Consider the following 17,549-nt stretch of genomic DNA (forward strand, 5'->3'; position numbering starts at 1 on the left):
GGACCGTCCTGTTTCTCGCGTGTCGGCTCTCGAATGGCGGATACGCCCGCCCCGATCGGTCCCGACCCATGTCTCAATCAGAATCCCAGACCGAAGCCGACGCCGCGCTCCTCGAATCCGGCCGCCTCCTGTTCGCCGGCGCCGCCGACTTCCTCTCCTCCGCCCCCACCGTGGTGGCCCTGCCGCCCATGAAGGGCGTCGAGATCGCCTTCGCGGGGCGCTCCAACGTCGGTAAGTCGAGCCTCGTCAACGCACTCACCGGCCGCAACACCCTGGCGCGGACCTCGCACACGCCCGGTCGCACCCAGCAGCTCAACTTCTTCGACATCGGCGGCCGCCTGACCCTCGTCGACATGCCGGGCTACGGCTACGCGGCGGTGGAGAAGACCAAGGTCGAGGCCTGGACCGACCTCATCCACGATTACCTGAAAGGTCGGGCCAACCTCGCCCGGGTGTTCATGCTCATCGACTCGCGCCACGGCCTGAAAAGCATCGACACCGACGTCCTCGACGGCCTGGACCAAGCCGCCGTGAGCTATCAGGTGGTGCTGACCAAGGGCGACGCCCTGAAGAAATCCGAGATCGAGGCGCGCATCGAGAAGACGCGCGAGGCCCTGTCGAAGCGCCCGGCCGCCTATCCGGAGATCCTGATCACCTCGAGCCGCGACGATCGCGGCGTGCCGGAACTGCGCGCCAGCGTCGCCCGCCTGCTCAAGGAGCGCGGCGCTTGACCCTGCCCGACCGCATCCTTCTGGCGCTGGGCGCCCTCGCCGGCCTCCTCGGGGTCGCGGCAAGCGCGAGGGCGGCCCACGGGGCCGGAGCCGACAGCCTGAAGACGGCCGCGCAGTTCCTGCTGTTCCACGCCCCCGCCCTCCTCGGACTGGTGGCTTTGGCCTCCACGGGCGCGACGCACCGTCTCCTCACCCGGCTCGCCGCCGCCACCCTCGTCGTGGGCCTGGCCCTGTTCTCCGGCGACCTCGCCCTGCGGGCGCTCCACGGCACGGCGCTGTTTGCCATGGCCGCGCCCACGGGCGGGGTCCTGCTCATGGGCGGATGGCTGCTGGCCGCCGTGGCGGCGTTCGTGCCGGTTCGGGGCCGGTCGTGAACCGGTAACGTCTCGCGCGACGGTCGACCCAATGAGCATCGTCTTCAACGAACAGACCAAACTCCTGGCGACTGCGCTCAACACGGCGGCGACATCCTGCTTCACCGTCGGGATCGCAACGCCCGTGGCCGGCTACATCTACAATGTCAGCAATCTGCAGGTGACGTTGAAACCGCTTGCTCTGATGCTGGGGATTGCCGGTTGGCTTACCGCTGCGACCATCCTACATCTGTTGGCGAGGCGTACGCTGAAGGAGCTTACCCCATGACCGAGCTTGCCATTCTCGCATTCGTCGTCACGCCCGCCATCGTCGTCGTGATGGGATATGTCGCCGTCCGCCTGCACGAGGCCGCAGGTCGTCGTCAGGCGCGTGATCCGGTTCCGACATCGAACCGCGCCGCCGGCCAGCAGGCACGATAGAAATTCGAGAACTACCCGACCAACGGCGGCAATTGCGGCGTCGCTCCGTCCGGCAGGGCCGTCCGGGCCATGTTCATGCTCATGGCGAGCAACGTATAGTAGCCGTTGATCCCCGCCATCTCGATGGCGCCCTGCTCGCCGAACGCCTCGACCACGCGGGCGTAGGTGGTGTCGCTCACCGCCTTGTCGTGGTGAAGCTCCATCGAGAAAGCGTAGACCAACGCCTCTTCCCGACCCATCGCATCGGGACGCCGCCCCTCTTGGATCGCCGCGACGAGGGCCGGATCGAGCCCGGCCTCCACGGCGATGGGCGCATGGATGTGCCACTCCAGCTGCTGGGTCCATTCCCGCGCCGTGATCAGGATGATCAGTTCCGACAGATGCAGGGGCAGCACGCTGCGGTAGCGCAGGTGCAGCCCCATGGTACTGGCGTTGGTCATCAGTTCGGGACTGCGCAGGAGCGGCACGAACGGCCCGAAGACCGGTCCCTTGCGTGCCACGCGAAACGCCTCCGACGCTGCCTTCTGGGCGTCGGTGAGTTGCTCGACCGGAAGTTCCGGCATGCGGTCGGGGTTGGACATCACGCAGCCTACGGCATCACGGGCGGGTGGTAGGTCAGGGTGAAGGCCAATGCCCAGAGCAGGAACAGCACCACCGGGAGGTGGATGATGAGTTGCAGGAAGCTGAAGCCGACGATGTCGCGGGCCTTCAGGCCGAGGATGCCGAGCAGCGGCAGCATCCAGAACGGATTGATGAGGTTCGGCAGGGCTTCCGCCGCGTTGTAGACCATCACCGCCCAGCCGAGATGGACCTGCAGTTCGTTGGCCGCCTGCATCACGTAGGGCGCTTCCAGAAGCCACTTTCCGCCGCCGGACGGCACGAAGAAGCCGAGCACCGCCGAGTAGACGCCCATGGAGATGGGGAAGCTGCCCGTGGTGTTGAGGCTCACGAACGCGTGGGTGATGACGTCGGATACGGACGTGCCGGCCCCGTTCTTCGGCCCCGTGAGCATGGCGCTGATGGCGGCATAGAACGGAAACTGGATCAGGACGGCGGCGGTGGCCGGCACGGCCTTGCCGACGGACTTCAGGAAGTTCTTCGGCCGCCAGTGCAGGAGCAGTCCGAGGGTGAGGAACAGGAAGTTGTAGGTGTTGAGGCTCGAGATCGCGGTGATCCAGGATTGCCGGGCGAATTCCTGCACGAGCCAGCCGACCGCCAGCACCGCGAGGAGCAGGGTCAGGATCGGCGAATGCTCCAGCCACTCGCTCGGCTGGCTCGGACGCGTGGTGTCGGGCTTTTCGCGCGAGACATCGACGCCCATGGATTCCGCGGTGACGGCATTGGCCGGCCCGGGTGCCGAGACGTAGGCGATGATGATGGAGATCACGAACAGGATCACGGCGATCAGCATCGACTGCCACAGGAAGATCGTCTCGCTGAATGGGATCACGCCCGTGATGGCGAGGAGGTTCTTCGGCAGGCTCGCTGGGTTCGCCTGAAGCTGCGCCGCGGACGAACTGAGGCCCATGGCCCAGGTGGCACCGAGCCCCAGATAGGCGGCGGCACCCGCCGCGCGGTAATCCATCTTCAGGTCCGTGCGCCGCGCCAGCGCTCGAGCGAGGAGGCCGCCGAAGATCAGGCTGAGGCCCCAGCTGAGGAACGACGACAGCATGGTGGCCGCCGCCACCAGACCGACGGCGCCGCGACCGGATTTCGGGATCGCCGCGAGGCGGTCGATCAGAGCCTGCACCGGAGGGGCGGTGGCCACGACGTAGCCGCCGATGGTGACGAAGGCCATCTGCATGGTGAAGGGGATCAGGCTCCAGAACCCGTCGCCGAAGCTTTTCGCGATGGCCGCCGGTGGGGCGCCGTTGGCCAGCGCGCCGAGCGCCACGATCACCACCGCGATGGCGACGAAGACGAACGCATCCGGAAACCACTTTTCCGCCCAAGCGGTGAAGCGGATCCCCAAGCGGGACAGCGCCCCCTCGGTGGCCGGGTCCCCCGTCGGGCCGGCGGGCGGGCGGGATGTGTTCGACATGGGCGGAATTCCGTGGCGTTCGGAGCGGTGGCCGCATCTTGCGCAAACCACCGCTACGCTCAAGCGGGCGTCACCGGTGATGAACACGTTCGGCCCGAGATGTCAGACGATCGCTCCGATCTTTGCGGTTCCTTCAAGATTGGAGGCCGAACATCGCTCGTGTGCAGCTTGGACCCGGGGCAATCGCCTCGGACGACGGGGGCGCCGGACCAGGGGGATGTGTTGGCCAAGGCTTCTCAGGGCGTCGATCTCGACCGCCTGATGGCGACCCGGCGTGGACCGCCTCCGTCCGTTCGTGACCTGACGACGGGAAACGATGCGGCACGGCCCGTTCCATCCGGCGGCCGCGCATTCGGCAGCGGAAGGGCGTGGCTTGCCGCGGCGTTAATCAACGTCGGCATCGTGCTCGTCATGGCGCTGGGAGTGGTTCTCGGGCCGCCCCTCCTCGAATGTCGTCGCCAGGCCGAAATCGGCTTCTTCGCCGGCGACAGCTTCCGGGGATGCCTCCACAAGGCGGCGACCCAGCGTCTCGCTCGCCTGGAAAGCCAACTCCGAATGGCCGTACGCGATTCGGGTCACTGACGCGGTTCGATTTCCAGCGCGCGAAACCGCTTGAAACGAACCCGCGACGGGACTAACTAAAGCACATCAGTTCTGGTTGCAGTCTTGAGGCTGTGGTTCGGGAGTGGGCCCCACCGGGTCCGCTCTTTTTTATTGCCGCAAGCCCAGCGCCACCGGATCCCTTCGACCAAGGCCGGACTTTAAGCGCAGCATGGCGGACTCTCCCGAAAAACGTCTGATCACCGAGACCGGCGTCGCCGCGCGCGTCGTCCAGGTCATCGAGGCTTCCATCGAAGGCTTGGGCTTTCGGGTGGTGCGGGTGCGGGTCTCGAGCGCCAACGGCTGCACGGTGCAGATCATGGCCGAGCGGCCGGACGGCACCATGTCGGTGGACGATTGCGAGGCGGTGAGCCGGGCGATCTCGCCGCTCCTCGACCTCGATGACCCCATCGGCAAGCCGTACTACCTCGAGATCTCCTCGCCGGGCATCGACCGTCCCCTGGTGCGGGCCGTCGATTTCGAGCGCTGGGCCGGCTACGAGGCAAAGATCGAGCTCGCCGTGCCCCTCGAGGGTCGCAAGCGGTTCCGTGGGATCATCCGCACGCCCAATCCGGACGGGCTCACGGTGCCCATCGACCTGCCCGACGTGAAGGAAGGCCTGCCGAGCCGGATCGATCTGCCCTTGCGCGATCTCGGCGATGCCTATCTCGTCCTGACGGACGATCTGGTGCGTGAGTCCCTGCGCCGGGGCGGTGGCCCGCCGCCGATGCTGGACGACGAGGACGAGGACGAGGACGGCCCCGAGGCCGAGCCGGCGCCCCCCCTTAAGAAGAAGATTTCACGGCCGCTTAAGCCGAAGGCTTCGGCCCGGCCCAAGCCCGAGAAGATCGAAACCGAAGCGAGCCTCGCCATCAAGGCCCAGAACAAGGCCAAGCCCATCCGTACCAAGGCGGTCCGGGTGAAGGATGACGGCAAGCTTCACTAGAAACGCCCGGATCGCGCTCGAACGCGCGACGCGATCACGAAAAAACCACGACGAAGAGAAGGACGAAAACCGATGGCCGTCGTCAGCGCCAACAGGCTCGAACTCCTGCAGATCGCCGAAGCAGTCGCGCGCGAAAAGGTGATCGACCGCTCCATCGTCATAGACGCCATGGAGGAGGCCATCGCCAAGGCGGCCCGCTCGCGCTACGGCGCCGAGACGGACGTGCATGCCGAGATCGATCCGAAGACCGGCGCGCTCCGCCTGTCACGCCACCTCGTGGTGGTGGATCAGGTCGAGAACGACGCCCGCGAGGTCACCCTCGATCAGGCCCGCCGCTACAACCCCGGCGCCCTCGTGGGCGACGTGATCTCCGACACCCTGCCGCCCTTCGATTTCGGCCGCGTCGCCGCCCAGTCGGCCAAGCAGGTCATCGTCCAGAAGGTACGCGACGCCGAGCGCGACCGTCAGTTCGACGAGTACAAGGACCGCATCGGCGAGGTCGTGAACGGCCTCGTGAAGCGCGTCGAGTACGGCAACGTCATCGTCGATCTCGGACGCGGCGAGGGCATCGTCCGCCGCGACGAGATGATTCCGCGCGAGACCTTCCGCCCCGGCGACCGAATCCGCTCCTACCTGTTCGACGTGCGCCGCGAGGTGCGTGGGCCGCAGATCTTCCTGTCGCGCTCGCATCCGCAGTTCATGGCCAAGCTCTTCGGCCAGGAGGTTCCGGAGATCTACGACGGTATCGTCGAGGTGAAGGCGGTGGCCCGCGATCCGGGCTCGCGCGCCAAGATCGCGGTGATCTCGCGCGATGGCTCCATCGATCCGGTCGGCGCCTGCGTCGGCATGCGCGGTTCGCGCGTCCAGGCCGTCGTCGGCGAGCTTCAAGGTGAGAAGATCGACATCATTCCGTGGTCCGAGGATCAGGCCACCTTCATCGTCAACGCGCTCCAGCCGGCCGAGGTCGTGAAGGTGGTGCTCGACGAGGAGGCCGACCGCATCGAGGTGGTGGTGCCGGACGACCAGCTTTCCCTGGCCATCGGACGCCGCGGCCAGAACGTGCGCCTCGCCTCGCAGCTCACCGGCTGGGATATCGACATCCTCACCGAGGCCGAGGAGTCGGAGCGCCGCCAGAAAGAGTTCGCCGAGCGCACCGCCATCTTCATGGAAGCCCTCGACGTCGACGAGACCGTCGGTCAGCTGCTGGCGGCCGAAGGGTTCCGCAACGTCGAGGAGATCGCCTACGTCGAACCCGGCGAACTCGCCAACATCCAGGGCCTCGACGAGGAAAGCGGCACCGAGATCCAGGCACGTGCGCAGGACCACCTCGCCCGGATCGAATCGGAATTCGACGCCAAGCGCCAGGAGCTCGGCGTGCAGGACGAGTTGCGCGAGATCGACGGCATCACCACCCCCATGCTGGTGGCGCTCGGTGAGAACGACGTGAAGACCATCGAGGATCTCGCCGGCTGCGCCACGGACGATCTCGTCGGCTACACCGAGGGGCGCGGCCCCGAGGCGACGCGCCACGCCGGCTATCTCGATGGGTTCGAGGTTTCCCGCACGGAAGCCGAGGCCATGGTGATGGCGGCCCGCGTGCATGCCGGCTGGATCGAGGCGCCGACGGAAGCCGCCGAAGCGGACGGTGCGGCCGAGGATGCCGAGGCGCCTGCCACCGCCTGATCGCCGACACCTGAACATCGAGCGGAGGGAACCGGCGAGCCCGGCCCCTCCGTTTTCGCATAAATCCCCCCGTCCCTCAGGATGCCATGGCGCCCATCCCCGACGATCCCATGGCTGTCGATCCCGCGGCCGAGGCAACGGAGACGGAATTGAGCGCGTTGCTCGATGCCGGGCTCGGCCGTGGCCGCCAGGGCGCGGAGCGGAGCTGTATCGTCACCCGCACGAAGCGGCCGCCCGACGGGCTCATCCGATTCGTACTCTCGCCCGACGGTGAGGTGGTAGCCGATCTGCGGGCCAGGCTTCCCGGGCGGGGCGCGTGGCTCACGCCGACGCGCGCGGTGGTGATCGAAGCCTTGAAGAAACGCGCGTTCCAACGGGCGTTCAAGACCAAGGACGCTGCGGCACCGGCCGACCTCGCGGACCGAATCGCGGAAGGCCTCCGGGCAGATTTGCGTCAATCCCTGTCGCTCGCCAACAAGGCCGGCTGCGTGGTGGCGGGCTTCGCCAAGGTCGAGGCGGCCATCGGCGACAAGGCCGGCGTCGCGGCGGTGATCCAGGCGCACGACGGCAGCGCCGACGGCCGCCGGAAGATCGCGGCGGCATTGCACCGCCGCCATGGCGATGCCATATCCCGCATTCCCGTCATCGATAGCCTGTCCAATGAAGAATTGGGCGTGGCCTTGGGCCGGGATCATGTGATACATGCGGCTCTCGTCGCAGGAGTCGGGAGTTCCGGCTGCCTTGCGCGTTGGCGTCGGCTCCGTTCCTTCGAAGGTTTGGCGACGACGGCCGAGGAGGCCGGTTCCGCCCGTTATGGGCGAACCACTTCCGATCTGCACGACGACGAAGTGACGGATTCGCCCGGCGCACAGCAGTTTGCCGGTTCTCGGGACGATGGAAACCCTCAGGGTTTGGACTGAATGAGCGATACGAACAATCCGGGCGACAAGACGCAGGCGAGACCCCCTTCGAAGCCGCTGTCCTTGAAGCGCCCGATCGAGCAGGGAACGGTGCGTCAGAGCTTCTCCCATGGCCGTACCAAGCAGGTCGTGGTCGAGACGGTGAAGCGTCGTGTGATCGGCGCGGCACCGGCCGCACCCGTACGGGAAACGACACCTGTCGCTCCGGCGACGCGCGTTGCGCCCCCTCCGCCCCCCGCAGCGCCTCGTCAGGCTCAGCGCTCGGCGTCGGGCGTCGTGCTGCGCACGCTGAGCGAGCAGGAGAGCAACGCCCGCGCGGCCGCCCTCGCCGATGCGAAGCGTCGCGAGGCCGAGGCCAAGCAACGTGCGGAGGCGGATGCCGCCGCCGAACGCGAACGCTTGGCCGTCGAGCAGCGCGAGCGTGAGGCCGCCGAAGCGCGTAAGCGCGACGAGGAAGCCCGTCGGCGTCAGGAAGAAGAGGCTCGCCTCGCCGCCGCCGAGGAAGCGCGCCGCGCGGCCGACGAGGCCGCCAGGGAGGCTTCGAAGGAAGCCGCGAAGGCTGTCGCTGCCGACGACGCGGCGCCTGCACCGGCGCCCACCGTCTCCAAGACGGCGCCGATGCCGGCGGCCCCGACCATCGTTCGCACGCCGCCCGCGGCTCCGCGCGCGCCGGCGGCCCCTGCAGCCACCGCTGCGGCTCCGGTGCGTCCCGCCGCTGCACCTGCAGCGCCTGCGGCACGTCCGCCCCTGACTGCGCGCCCGGCTTCCTCCGAGCCGCGCAAGACGATCACGGCCGACGTGCGCAAGCCGCGCGACCTCAACTTCATGGCCCGCCCCGCCCCGGCCCCCGAGCCGGAGCCCACCACGCCGACGACGGCCACCGCCGCGCGTCCGGCCGGTGCTGCCACCACGGCCCGCACGCCGGGTCGTCCGCAGGCCGCCGAGGAGGAGAACGAGCAGAAGCGCGTGATCCGCCGTCCCGGCATGCCGCTCAAGATCATCACGCCGCCCAAGACCCCGAAGCAGCCGGGCGGCGACCGGAATCGCGGACGTCTCACCATAGCGACCGCGACTTCGGGCGAGGACGAGCGCACGCGCTCCGTCGCCTCGTTCCGCCGTCGCCAGCAGCGTATGAGCGGCAACCGTCACGTCGAGCAGAAAGAGAAGCTCTCGCGTGAGGTGACGATCCCGGAGACGATCACGATTCAGGAACTCGCCAACCGCATGTCGGAGCGGGCCGTGGACGTGATCCGACTGCTGATGAAGCAGGGCGAGATCCACAAGATCACCGACGTGATCGACTCGGACTCAGCGCAGCTCATCGCCGAGGAGCTCGGCCACACCGTGCGCCGCGTCGCGGAGTCGGACGTCGAGGAAGGCCTGTTCAGCGACGAGCCGGAACTGGAGGAGGATCTCGATCCCCGTCCCCCCGTCGTCACGATCATGGGTCACGTCGACCACGGCAAGACCTCGCTGCTCGATGCCATCCGCAAGACCACCGTGGTCTCGGGCGAGGCCGGCGGCATCACGCAGCACATCGGCGCCTACCAGGTCGCGGCCCCCAGCGGCGACATGGTGACGTTCATCGATACCCCCGGCCACGCGGCCTTCACCTCCATGCGCGCCCGTGGCGCCAAGGTGACGGACATCGTCGTGCTGGTGGTGGCGGCCGATGACGGCGTCATGCCCCAGACGGTGGAGGCCATCGCCCACGCCAAGGCGGCGGGCGTGCCCCTCATCCTGGCGATCAACAAGATCGACAAGCCCGAGGCGAACCCGCAGCGGGTCCGTACCGAGCTGTTGCAGCACGACATCCAGGTCGAGTCCATGGGCGGCGAGACCCTCGAATTCGAGGTCTCGGCCAAGACCGGCGACGGTCTCGAGGAACTGCTCGATGGTCTGCAGTTGCAGGCCGAGATCATGAACCTGCGCGCCAACGAGACGCGCGACGGCGAGGGCACGGTCATCGAGGCCAAGCTCGATCGCGGTCGCGGCCCCGTGGCCACGGTCCTCGTGCAGCGCGGCACCCTGTTCACCGGCGACATCGTCGTGGCCGGCGCCGAGTGGGGTCGTGTTCGCGCCCTCATCGACGACAAGGGCGAGAACGTTCCCTACGCCGGTCCCTCGGTACCGGTGGAAGTGCTCGGCTTCAACGGAACGCCGGATGCGGGTGACCGTGTCGTGGTGGTGCCGAACGAGGCCCGTGCTCGCGAGGTCACCGAGTACCGTGCCCGTCAGAAGCGCGAGCGCATCGCAGCCCGCACGGGCGGCGCTAACCGTTCGCTCGTCGACATGATGCGCGACCTCAAGGAAGGCGCCGGCCGCAAGGAACTGGCGCTGGTCGTCAAGGGCGACGTGCAGGGTTCGGTGGAAGCCATCACGGGCGCCCTGGAGAAGCTCGGCAACGACGAGGTGTCGGCGCGCATCCTGCTCTCGGGTGTGGGCGGCATCACCGAGTCGGACATCACCCTGGCGGAGGCTTCCAAGGCCGTCGTCATCGGCTTCAACGTGCGGGCCCACAAGGAAGCGCGCGAGTCGGCCGAGAACAAGGGCGTCGAGATCCGCTACTACAACATCATCTACGACCTCGTGGACGACATCAAAGCGACCTTGTCGGGCATGCTGCCCCCGACGCTCCGCGAAGAGCGCTTGGGCGAAGCCCAGATCCTGCAGATCTTCGACGTGTCGAAGGTCGGCAAGATCGCCGGTTGCCGCGTCACGGACGGCGTGGTCCAGCGTGGCGCCCACGTTCGCCTCATCCGCGACAGCGTGGTCATCCACGAGGGCAAGCTCTCGCAGCTCAAGCGCCTCAAGGACGACGCCAAGGAAGTCATCTCCGGCTACGAGTGCGGTATGTCCTTCGAGAACTTCCAGGACATGCGGGCCGGCGACACCATCGAGTGCTACCGGGTCGAGGAAATCCGCCGCACGCTCTGAGCGTACGGGCAGGATCCAGACGAACAGGGCCGCGACATCCGTCGCGGCCCTGTTCTCGTTTCCGGCCACATCGCACGGCACGCGGGGTTCATCGGTCGGCAGCGGGTGTCCGTCGTTGCACCAGACGGGGAAGATCGACCAGGGCGGGGATCGCGTCCCGCGCAGGCATGCCCTAGTCGCTATGTCGGGCCTTAACCGCATCGTCGAGTTTGGCTGGGGGAAGGCACACGGCCCTCTCGTCGCTGCAGGTGCGAGGCGGCTATATGGGCCGCGGAACGACCGGCATACGGCCCGGTCGAGGCGGGCACGATGCTGAACTCATACGCCCTGCGACGGGCCCTGTCGGACAACAAGTACCGGAAGATCTTCGTCGAGCGGCTCACCGAGCCCCTGCATCTGAACATCATTTCGGCGGGCGTGGCCCTGTTCGGCAGCTACCCGGCCAAGGTCGCCTTCGACCTCGTGGTGCGCCAGCAATACGCTTACCCGATCCTGTTCGCCGCGGAATCGGCGAAGAAGCTCGGCCTCAAGCGGATCGCGATCCTGGAGTTCGGCGTGGCCACGGGAGCGGGCCTCCTCAACATGTGCGCGCTCGCGGCACGCACGGAAGCCGCGACGGGGGTGAGCATCGACGTCGTCGGCTTCGACACCGGCACCGGCATGCCCCCCGCCGTGGATCACCGCGACCTGCCGGAATATTTCCAGGAGGGCGATTATCCGATGGATTTCGAGGCCCTGCGCCGCGCCCTGCCTGAGCGTTGCCGCCTGCTCATCGGCGACGTGGCCGAGACGATCCCGGGCTACCTCGCCGGCGTCGGCCCCGACGCCCCCATCGGCTTCGTTTCGGTGGACGTGGACTATTACTCCTCGACGGTACGAACCCTGCCGGTGCTCGACGGTGCCCCCGACCGGTACCTGCCCATCGTGCCGGTCTACCTCGACGATGTCGCCATGGACGGCTGCAATCCGTGGAACGGCGAGCTGCTGGCGGTGGCCGAATTCAACGCGGCCCACCCCATGCGGAAGATCGCGCCGTTCAACCTCCTGCGGTCGAAGCGCATCTTCAAAAACGCGCAATGGATCGACCGGATGTTCGCCGCGCACATTCACGACCACCCGGCCCGTACCCCGGCGACGGCGAAACGCGCACAACAGGCCTATATCCGGAACGAGTATTTGGGCTAAGAGAGGCCCCTTCGACATCCGCTTCGGTCTGGCCGGCTTCCGTTTTCCAAGCGGCGGCGGATCGATGCTCCGTATCAGTGACGGACCGATGGCGGTCTTCCCCTCGAGCTCCGTCCGCCGGGCGGTGGGGGGCGGGTCGCCAACCCTCCGTTCCGACAAGACGATCAGAACCGTTCATGGCTCAGAGACAGACCCCGACCGGACCGAGGCAGCGCCAGCAGCGCGTGGCCGAGCTCGTCCGCCACGCCATCGCGGAGGTGCTCCAGCGCGGCGACATCCAGGATCCGGTGCTGAGCGCGCACGTCATCACCGTGCCGGAGGTCCGCATGTCGACGGACCTGAAGCTCGCCACGGCCTACATCATGCCGCTCGGCGGCCAGAACGAAGCACCGGTGATCGCCGCCCTGGAGCGCAACAGGAAGGCCCTGCGCCAGGAGGTGGCCCGCCGGGTGAACCTCAAGTTCGCGCCCGACCTGCGCTTCTTACGCGATGCGACCTTCGACGAGGCCGACCGGATCGACGCCCTCCTGCGCACGGACAAGGTCCGGCGCGACCTCGACGCGCAGAAGTCCAACGAGGACGGACCGGACCCGGAGGCGGCCTGATAGTTCCGTCGGTGTCCCGAAGCGGACCCCGAACGTACGACCAGGGGACGCCGTAGCATTCCCGCGCCGATCTTTTTTCCAGACACCAAGACCGGACGGCCCTGGCCCCGCGTGCGCCCCGTCCCTCGACCGAGGACAGCATGACCAACGACACGACCATCGAATCCCCCGATGAGGGTGTTCCGCCGCCCCTCGGCGCGGACGACACGGCCGCCGATGCTCGCCCCGCCGAAGGACGCCGGCCGCCGCGCGGCGGGCCACGGCCCGACCGCCCCAAGCGCCGCGACGTCAACGGCTGGGTGATCCTCGACAAGGGCGTCGGCATGACCTCGACCCATGCGGTCGCGGTGGTGAAGCGCGCCTTCAATGCCAAAAAGGCCGGCCATGCCGGCACCCTCGACCCCCTGGCATCCGGCATCCTTCCCATCGCGCTGGGTGAGGCGACCAAGACCGTTCCGTTCGTCATGGACGGCCGCAAGGCCTACGTGTTCACGGTCACCTGGGGCATCGAGACGGACACGGACGACGCCGAGGGGCGCCCCGTCGCCACCAGCGAGAGCCGGCCCGAGCGCGGGGCCGTGGAAGCCGCTTTGCCGAGCTTCGTCGGCGCCATCGAGCAGGTGCCGCCGCGCTACTCGGCCATCAAGATCGCCGGGGAACGCGCCTACGACCTCGCCCGCGACGGCGAGGAGGTGGTGCTTGTGGCTCGCCCCGTCCAGATCGACCACCTCGCCGTGGTGGAGCATGACGGACAGCGCACGGTGATCGAGGCGGAGTGCGGCAAGGGCACCTATGTGCGGGCGCTCGCCCGCGACCTCGGGCGGATGCTCGGCTGCTACGGCCATGTCTCGGCCCTGCGCCGTACCCGCGTCGGTCCCTTCGCCGAGGCCGAATCCTGCGTCGTCGCCACCCTCGAGGAAGCCGGCCCCGACGGGAACGGTCCGCACCTTCATCCCGTCGAAACGGCCCTCGACGCCGTTCCGTCGGTGCCCGTCTCCCGCGACATGGCACTACGCCTCATGCGCGGTCAGGCGGTGATCCTGCGTGGGCGCGACGCCCCGGTGGAGGGCAAAGCCTTCGCCACCTGCGGCGGCATCCTGGTGGCGGTCGGCGATGTCGAGCGCGGCGAACTGGTGCCGCACCGGGTGTTCCATCTCGGCGGTACCGCGCCCCAGCGGGGCTGAACCGGACCTCAGGCCGGGTCGCCCTATTCGGGCGTGCCCGACCGGAGGGGCAGCCCGGTCTCGATGACGCGCGCCCAGAGCGAGGCGCCGTACGGGGCGGCCGCATCGTTGAAATCGTATTCCGGGTGGTGCAGTCCGGCGCTGGCTCCGTTGCCGAGGAAGATGTAGGCACCGGGCCGGTGGGCGAGCATGTAGGAGAAATCCTCCGCCGCCATCATGGGCGCCACAGCGCGCTCGACCTGTGATTCGCCCACGATACCGGCCGCCACGTCGGCGATGAAATCCGTCTCCGCTGGGTGGTTCTCGGTCACCGGGTAGCCGCTGCCGAACACGATGCTTCCGTGTGCGCCGAAGGCCGCCGCGACGTTGGTGACCACCGCTTCGATGCGTCCCTGGACCAGAGTCCGCACGGGTTTCGACAGGGCCCGCATGGTCCCCCGTAGGGTCACGCATTGCGGCAGGACGTTGAAGGCCTCTCCGGCTTCCAGGGCGCAGACCGAGACCACGGCGCTGTCGAGGGGGTCGACGGAACGCGCCACGATGGATTGGAGGGCAACCACGACGTGGCTCGCCACCAAGACACTGTCGATGGCCGCGTGCGGCTGTGCGGCGTGGCCGCCCTTGCCCTCGACGGTGATGGTGAAGCGGTCGGTGGAGGCCATGATCGGGCCGGGCCGAATGGCGAAGTGACCGACCGCCAGACCCGGAATGTTGTGCATGCCGTAGACGGTCTCGATGCCGAAGCGCTCCATGAGCCCATCGCGGACCATGGCCTCGCCGCCGCCGCCGCCCTCTTCCGCCGGCTGGAAGATCATCACCGCCGTTCCGTCGAAGTCGCGGGTTTCGGTGAGATACCGCGCCGCGCCGAGCAGCATGGCCGTATGACCGTCATGCCCGCAGGCATGCATCTTCCCGGGGTTCGTCGAGCGATAGGGCAGATCGCGCACTTCCCGGATCGGCAGTGCGTCCATATCCGCGCGCAGGCCGATGACCCGGTTCGAGCCGTGCGCCCGCCCCCGGATCAACCCGACGACGCCGGTACGACCGATGCCGGTTACCACCTCGTCGCAGCCGAAGGCCCTGAGCTTGTCGGCGACGAAGCCAGCGGTCCGGTGGACGTCGTATTGCAGTTCCGGATGGGCGTGCAGATCGTGGCGCCAGGCGGTGATCTCCGGCGCCAGGGCTGCGATCCGGTCGAGGACGGGCATGGGACTGACTTTCGAAGGGGCGGCCCCTCTCAGGATGGACTTCGGGTGACAAACGCAAGACGGCCCAGCAAACAAGGGGCCAGACGCGTGATCGGGCCCACGACCGCATCGAACCTACCCGATTTCGGGATGTGGCGGCGAATCACCCGGTGATGGCCTCGCGCGCGCCGTTGGCCCGGCGCAGGCGAAGGGCGTTGGCCAGCACGAAGACGCTCGACAAGGCCATGGCGGCCGCAGCCAGCACCGGCGACAGCAGGGGGCCGCCGAAGGCGTGGAGCAGGCCCGCCGCCACGGGGATCAGGGCGACGTTGTAGGCGAACGCCCAGAACAGATTCTGCCGGATGTTGCGCATCACCGCCCGCGACAGACCGATCGCGGTGACGAGGCCGTCCAGGGCACCGGACATCAGCACCACGTCGGCACTCTCGACGGCGATGTCCGTACCCGTGCCGATGGCGATACCGATCTCCGCCTCCGCCAGGGCCGGTGCATCGTTGATCCCGTCGCCGACGAAGGCCACGGTGCCGAAGCGTGCCCGCAACGCGCGCACGGCCTCGACCTTGCCGTCGGGAAGAAGCGCGGCGAAAACCGTGTCGATCCCGAGGGTTCTGGCCACGCCTTCGGCGGCACCGCGTGCGTCGCCGGTCACCATGGCGACGGCGAGGCCGCGCCTCTTCAGGGCTGCGACGGCCTCTGCTGCACCCGGCTTGATCGGATCGGCGACGGCGACGAGGGCGGCCAAGCGCCCATCCACGGCGACGTAGAGAGGACTGCGGCCTCGCATCTCCAGGGCGGCGGCCTGGGCGGCGAGTGCGGCGGTGGCGATACCGAGCCGGGCCATGTGGCGGTCCGCCCCGACCGCCACCGATCGGCCGGCGACGCGCCCGGTGATGCCGTACCCCGGCGAAGCCTCGAACTCGGTCACCGGCGCGAGGGTAAGCCCCCGCGCTTCGGCCGCTTCGACGATGGCACGGGCGACGGGATGTTCCGAACGCGCTTCGAGGGCCGCGGCCAGCGCCAGAACCTCGTCGTCCGAGAAGTCCGGTGCCGGCACGAGATCGGTCAGGCTCGGCCGACCCTCCGTGAGGGTCCCGGTCTTATCGAGGGCGACGACCCGCGCATCGCGCAAAGCCTGGAGAGCGGTGCCACTGCGAAACAGAACGCCGCGTTCGGCCGCTCGCCCCGTGCCGACCATGATCGAGGTCGGCGTCGCCAGGCCCATGGCGCACGGACAGGCGATGATGAGCACCGCGATGGCGTTGACGAGGGCGAAGCCCAGGGCCGGGCTCGGGCCTAGGACGAACCAGGCGACGAAGGTCAGGGCCGAGACGATCATGACGGCGGGTACGAACCAGGCGGTGACCCGATCGACCACGGCCTGGATCGGGAGCTTACCGCCCTGCGCGGCATCGACCATGGCGACGATCCGGGCCAAGGCCGTTTCGGTCCCGATGGCTCCGACGGCGAGGTCGAACCCGCCTGTGGTGTTGAGCGTCCCGCCGATGACGGCATCGCCGACGCCCTTGGAGACGGGCACGGGCTCGCCCGTCACCATGCTTTCGTCGACGAAGCTCGTTCCCGCGACCACGGTGCCATCGGCCGAGACGCGCTCGCCGGGGCGGACCCGCACCACGTCCCCGAGGCGCAGATCCGCCTGCGCCACGGACCGCTCCCCGCCGTCGCGGATCACACGGGCAGTGGTGGGCGACAGACCCACGAGGCGGGCGATGGCGGCACCCGTACGGCCCTTGGCCCGTGCCTCAAGGGTGCGCCCGAGGAGGATGAGGGTGACGATCAGTACCGCCGCCTCGAAATAGAGATGCGCGGTGCCGGGCGGCAGCCAATGCGGGGCGAAGGCCGAGACCAGGGAGTACAGGTAGGCCGCGCCGGCCCCGAGGGCGACGAGGGCGTTCATGTCGGGGTGACCGCGCAGGAGACCCGGAACGCCCTGAACGAAGAAGCGGCGGCCCGGACCGGCCAGGACCAGGGTCGCCAGGATGGTTTGAATCCAGGCCGTGACCATCGTCCAGGTGGCATGGTGAAGGCCGGGGACGATGTGGCCGCCCATATCGAGGACGACGACGGGTGTTGCCAGGAGAGCGGCGACAAGAAGATCGCGCTGGAGGGTGGCTCGTTCCGCCTGCCGACGGCTTTCGGGTGTCTCCCGCGCGGCGACGGCGCCCGAAACGGCCTCGTAGCCCGCCCCCCTTACGGCTGCCGCGAGTCTATCGAAAGCGACCACCGCTTCCGTGTGACGCACGGTGGCGCGCCCCGTGGCAAGATTGACGGACGCTGCGATCACACCCGGGACGCCCACGAGGGCACGCTCGGCTCGAGCCACGCAGGAGGCGCAGGACAGGCCGGTGATATCGAACGCAGTCGTCGCTTCCGGGACGCCGTAGCCCGCCCGGGCGATGGCTTCCACGGCCGCCCCCGCACCGGTGCCGTCGAGGCGCAGGCTGGCACGCCCCGTTGCGAGGTTGACCACAACCTCCGATGCTCCCGGCAGCGCCGTCAGGGCACGCTCCACCCGCCCCACGCAGGAGGCACAGGACAAGCCGGTGACCGGAAAGTCGAAACGGTTGGGCAACGAAGGAGGAGAGGCGTGCGCAGGGCGTGTCATGCTCCTCATGTGGGGCTTGGGCCCGGGGAGGAAAATCGAACGTGGGCGCACGCCCGGTATGTCGCAAATGCGTCGCGCTCGGGGGATTCGTC

At 68.5% G+C, this 17,549-nt stretch carries 16 protein-coding genes; 12 read left to right on the top strand and 4 right to left on the bottom strand.

Annotation, left to right across the window (positions count from 1 at the left end):
* Positions 1 to 68 precede the first annotated feature (68 nt).
* From yihA to ASG60_RS22350, 4 genes are read left to right on the top strand one after another with little or no spacing between them, the layout of a single operon-like run.
* On the top strand, positions 69 to 731 hold the full coding sequence (gene yihA / locus ASG60_RS00620; protein ID WP_056171716.1) for a ribosome biogenesis GTP-binding protein YihA/YsxC: 663 nt from the start codon (positions 69 to 71) through the stop codon (positions 729 to 731).
* Complete coding sequence (locus ASG60_RS00625; protein WP_056383927.1) at positions 728 to 1,105, top strand: DUF423 domain-containing protein; 378 nt, start codon at positions 728 to 730, stop codon at positions 1,103 to 1,105. Before yihA ends, ASG60_RS00625 begins: the two co-directional genes overlap by 4 nt.
* Positions 1,106 to 1,136: 31 nt before the next feature.
* Positions 1,137 to 1,373, top strand: a complete 237-nt coding sequence (locus ASG60_RS00630) for a hypothetical protein (RefSeq protein WP_056171720.1) — start codon at positions 1,137 to 1,139, stop codon at positions 1,371 to 1,373.
* Positions 1,370 to 1,525, top strand: coding sequence for a hypothetical protein (locus ASG60_RS22350; RefSeq protein ID WP_156398744.1), 156 nt, complete (start codon positions 1,370 to 1,372; stop codon positions 1,523 to 1,525). The genes ASG60_RS00630 and ASG60_RS22350 overlap by 4 nt, the downstream gene beginning before the upstream one ends.
* 11 nt (positions 1,526 to 1,536) lie before the next feature.
* Here the strand turns inward: ASG60_RS22350 and ASG60_RS00635 are convergent, their stop codons facing one another.
* Positions 1,537 to 2,088, bottom strand: a complete 552-nt coding sequence (locus ASG60_RS00635; protein ID WP_244476542.1) for a carboxymuconolactone decarboxylase family protein — start codon at positions 2,086 to 2,088, stop codon at positions 1,537 to 1,539.
* Positions 2,089 to 2,114: 26 nt separating this feature from the next.
* Complete coding sequence (locus ASG60_RS00640; protein WP_056171724.1) at positions 2,115 to 3,566, bottom strand: TIGR00366 family protein; 1,452 nt, start codon at positions 3,564 to 3,566, stop codon at positions 2,115 to 2,117.
* Positions 3,567 to 3,788: 222 nt separating this feature from the next.
* On the opposite strand from ASG60_RS00640, the gene ASG60_RS22355 reads away from it, so the two are divergent.
* The 8 genes from ASG60_RS22355 to truB all read left to right on the top strand — a co-directional run bounded on the left by ASG60_RS22355 (position 3,789) and on the right by truB (position 13,626).
* The gene (locus ASG60_RS22355) at positions 3,789 to 4,148 is read left to right on the top strand and encodes a hypothetical protein (protein ID WP_156398745.1); all 360 of its coding nucleotides are present in this window, start codon (positions 3,789 to 3,791) and stop codon (positions 4,146 to 4,148) included.
* A gap of 190 nt (positions 4,149 to 4,338) precedes the next feature.
* Positions 4,339 to 5,112, top strand: a complete 774-nt coding sequence (gene rimP / locus ASG60_RS00650; protein WP_056356965.1) for a ribosome maturation factor RimP — start codon at positions 4,339 to 4,341, stop codon at positions 5,110 to 5,112.
* Positions 5,113 to 5,184: 72 nt separating this feature from the next.
* Positions 5,185 to 6,795 carry a transcription termination factor NusA gene (gene nusA, locus ASG60_RS00655; protein WP_056171732.1) on the top strand — a complete coding sequence of 537 codons (1,611 nt, stop codon included), beginning with the start codon at positions 5,185 to 5,187 and terminating at the stop codon, positions 6,793 to 6,795.
* A gap of 110 nt (positions 6,796 to 6,905) precedes the next feature.
* Entirely contained in the window at positions 6,906 to 7,715 is an 810-nt protein-coding gene (locus ASG60_RS00660) for an RNA-binding protein (protein WP_056172172.1), read from the top strand.
* Positions 7,716 to 10,652 (top strand): translation initiation factor IF-2, encoded by a 2,937-nt coding sequence (infB, locus tag ASG60_RS00665; protein ID WP_056265954.1) that lies wholly within the window; start codon positions 7,716 to 7,718, stop codon positions 10,650 to 10,652.
* A 309-nt stretch (positions 10,653 to 10,961) separates the two neighbouring features.
* Positions 10,962 to 11,837: a hypothetical protein gene (locus ASG60_RS00670; protein ID WP_056171735.1), complete on the top strand. Its 876-nt coding sequence runs from the start codon at positions 10,962 to 10,964 to the stop codon at positions 11,835 to 11,837.
* 176 nt (positions 11,838 to 12,013) lie between these two features.
* Entirely contained in the window at positions 12,014 to 12,442 is a 429-nt protein-coding gene (gene rbfA, locus ASG60_RS00675) for a 30S ribosome-binding factor RbfA (protein WP_056383933.1), read from the top strand.
* Positions 12,443 to 12,582: 140 nt separating this feature from the next.
* On the top strand, positions 12,583 to 13,626 hold the full coding sequence (gene truB, locus ASG60_RS00680; RefSeq protein ID WP_056171739.1) for a tRNA pseudouridine(55) synthase TruB: 1,044 nt from the start codon (positions 12,583 to 12,585) through the stop codon (positions 13,624 to 13,626).
* Between the two features lie 23 nt (positions 13,627 to 13,649).
* Here the strand turns inward: truB and ASG60_RS00685 are convergent, their stop codons facing one another.
* Positions 13,650 to 14,834, bottom strand: coding sequence for a M20 aminoacylase family protein (locus ASG60_RS00685; protein WP_056383939.1), 1,185 nt, complete (start codon positions 14,832 to 14,834; stop codon positions 13,650 to 13,652).
* A gap of 142 nt (positions 14,835 to 14,976) precedes the next feature.
* A complete protein-coding gene (locus ASG60_RS00690) occupies positions 14,977 to 17,457 on the bottom strand; it encodes a heavy metal translocating P-type ATPase (RefSeq protein ID WP_162244766.1) in 2,481 nt (826 codons plus the stop codon).
* Between the last annotated feature and the right edge of the window lie 92 nt (positions 17,458 to 17,549).

The sequence above is a fragment of the Methylobacterium sp. Leaf469 genome (assembly GCF_001424745.1).
Taxonomy (GTDB): domain Bacteria; phylum Pseudomonadota; class Alphaproteobacteria; order Rhizobiales; family Beijerinckiaceae; genus Methylobacterium.

Bases quoted from the DNA above. Each gene is read 5' to 3' on its own strand.
- yihA (WP_056171716.1), top strand. From the start codon at position 69: ATGTCTCAATCAGAATCCCAGACCGAAGCCGACGCCGCGCTCCTCGAA.
- ASG60_RS00630 (WP_056171720.1), top strand. From the start codon at position 1,137: ATGAGCATCGTCTTCAACGAACAGACCAAACTCCTGGCGACTGCGCTC.
- ASG60_RS22350 (WP_156398744.1), top strand. From the start codon at position 1,370: ATGACCGAGCTTGCCATTCTCGCATTCGTCGTCACGCCCGCCATCGTC.
- ASG60_RS00635 (WP_244476542.1), bottom strand. From the start codon at position 2,088: ATGCCGGAACTTCCGGTCGAGCAACTCACCGACGCCCAGAAGGCAGCG.
- ASG60_RS00640 (WP_056171724.1), bottom strand. From the start codon at position 3,566: ATGTCGAACACATCCCGCCCGCCCGCCGGCCCGACGGGGGACCCGGCC.
- rimP (WP_056356965.1), top strand. From the start codon at position 4,339: ATGGCGGACTCTCCCGAAAAACGTCTGATCACCGAGACCGGCGTCGCC.
- nusA (WP_056171732.1), top strand. From the start codon at position 5,185: ATGGCCGTCGTCAGCGCCAACAGGCTCGAACTCCTGCAGATCGCCGAA.
- ASG60_RS00660 (WP_056172172.1), top strand. From the start codon at position 6,906: ATGGCTGTCGATCCCGCGGCCGAGGCAACGGAGACGGAATTGAGCGCG.
- infB (WP_056265954.1), top strand. From the start codon at position 7,716: ATGAGCGATACGAACAATCCGGGCGACAAGACGCAGGCGAGACCCCCT.
- ASG60_RS00670 (WP_056171735.1), top strand. From the start codon at position 10,962: ATGCTGAACTCATACGCCCTGCGACGGGCCCTGTCGGACAACAAGTAC.
- rbfA (WP_056383933.1), top strand. From the start codon at position 12,014: ATGGCTCAGAGACAGACCCCGACCGGACCGAGGCAGCGCCAGCAGCGC.
- truB (WP_056171739.1), top strand. From the start codon at position 12,583: ATGACCAACGACACGACCATCGAATCCCCCGATGAGGGTGTTCCGCCG.
- ASG60_RS00685 (WP_056383939.1), bottom strand. From the start codon at position 14,834: ATGCCCGTCCTCGACCGGATCGCAGCCCTGGCGCCGGAGATCACCGCC.
- ASG60_RS00690 (WP_162244766.1), bottom strand. From the start codon at position 17,457: ATGACACGCCCTGCGCACGCCTCTCCTCCTTCGTTGCCCAACCGTTTC.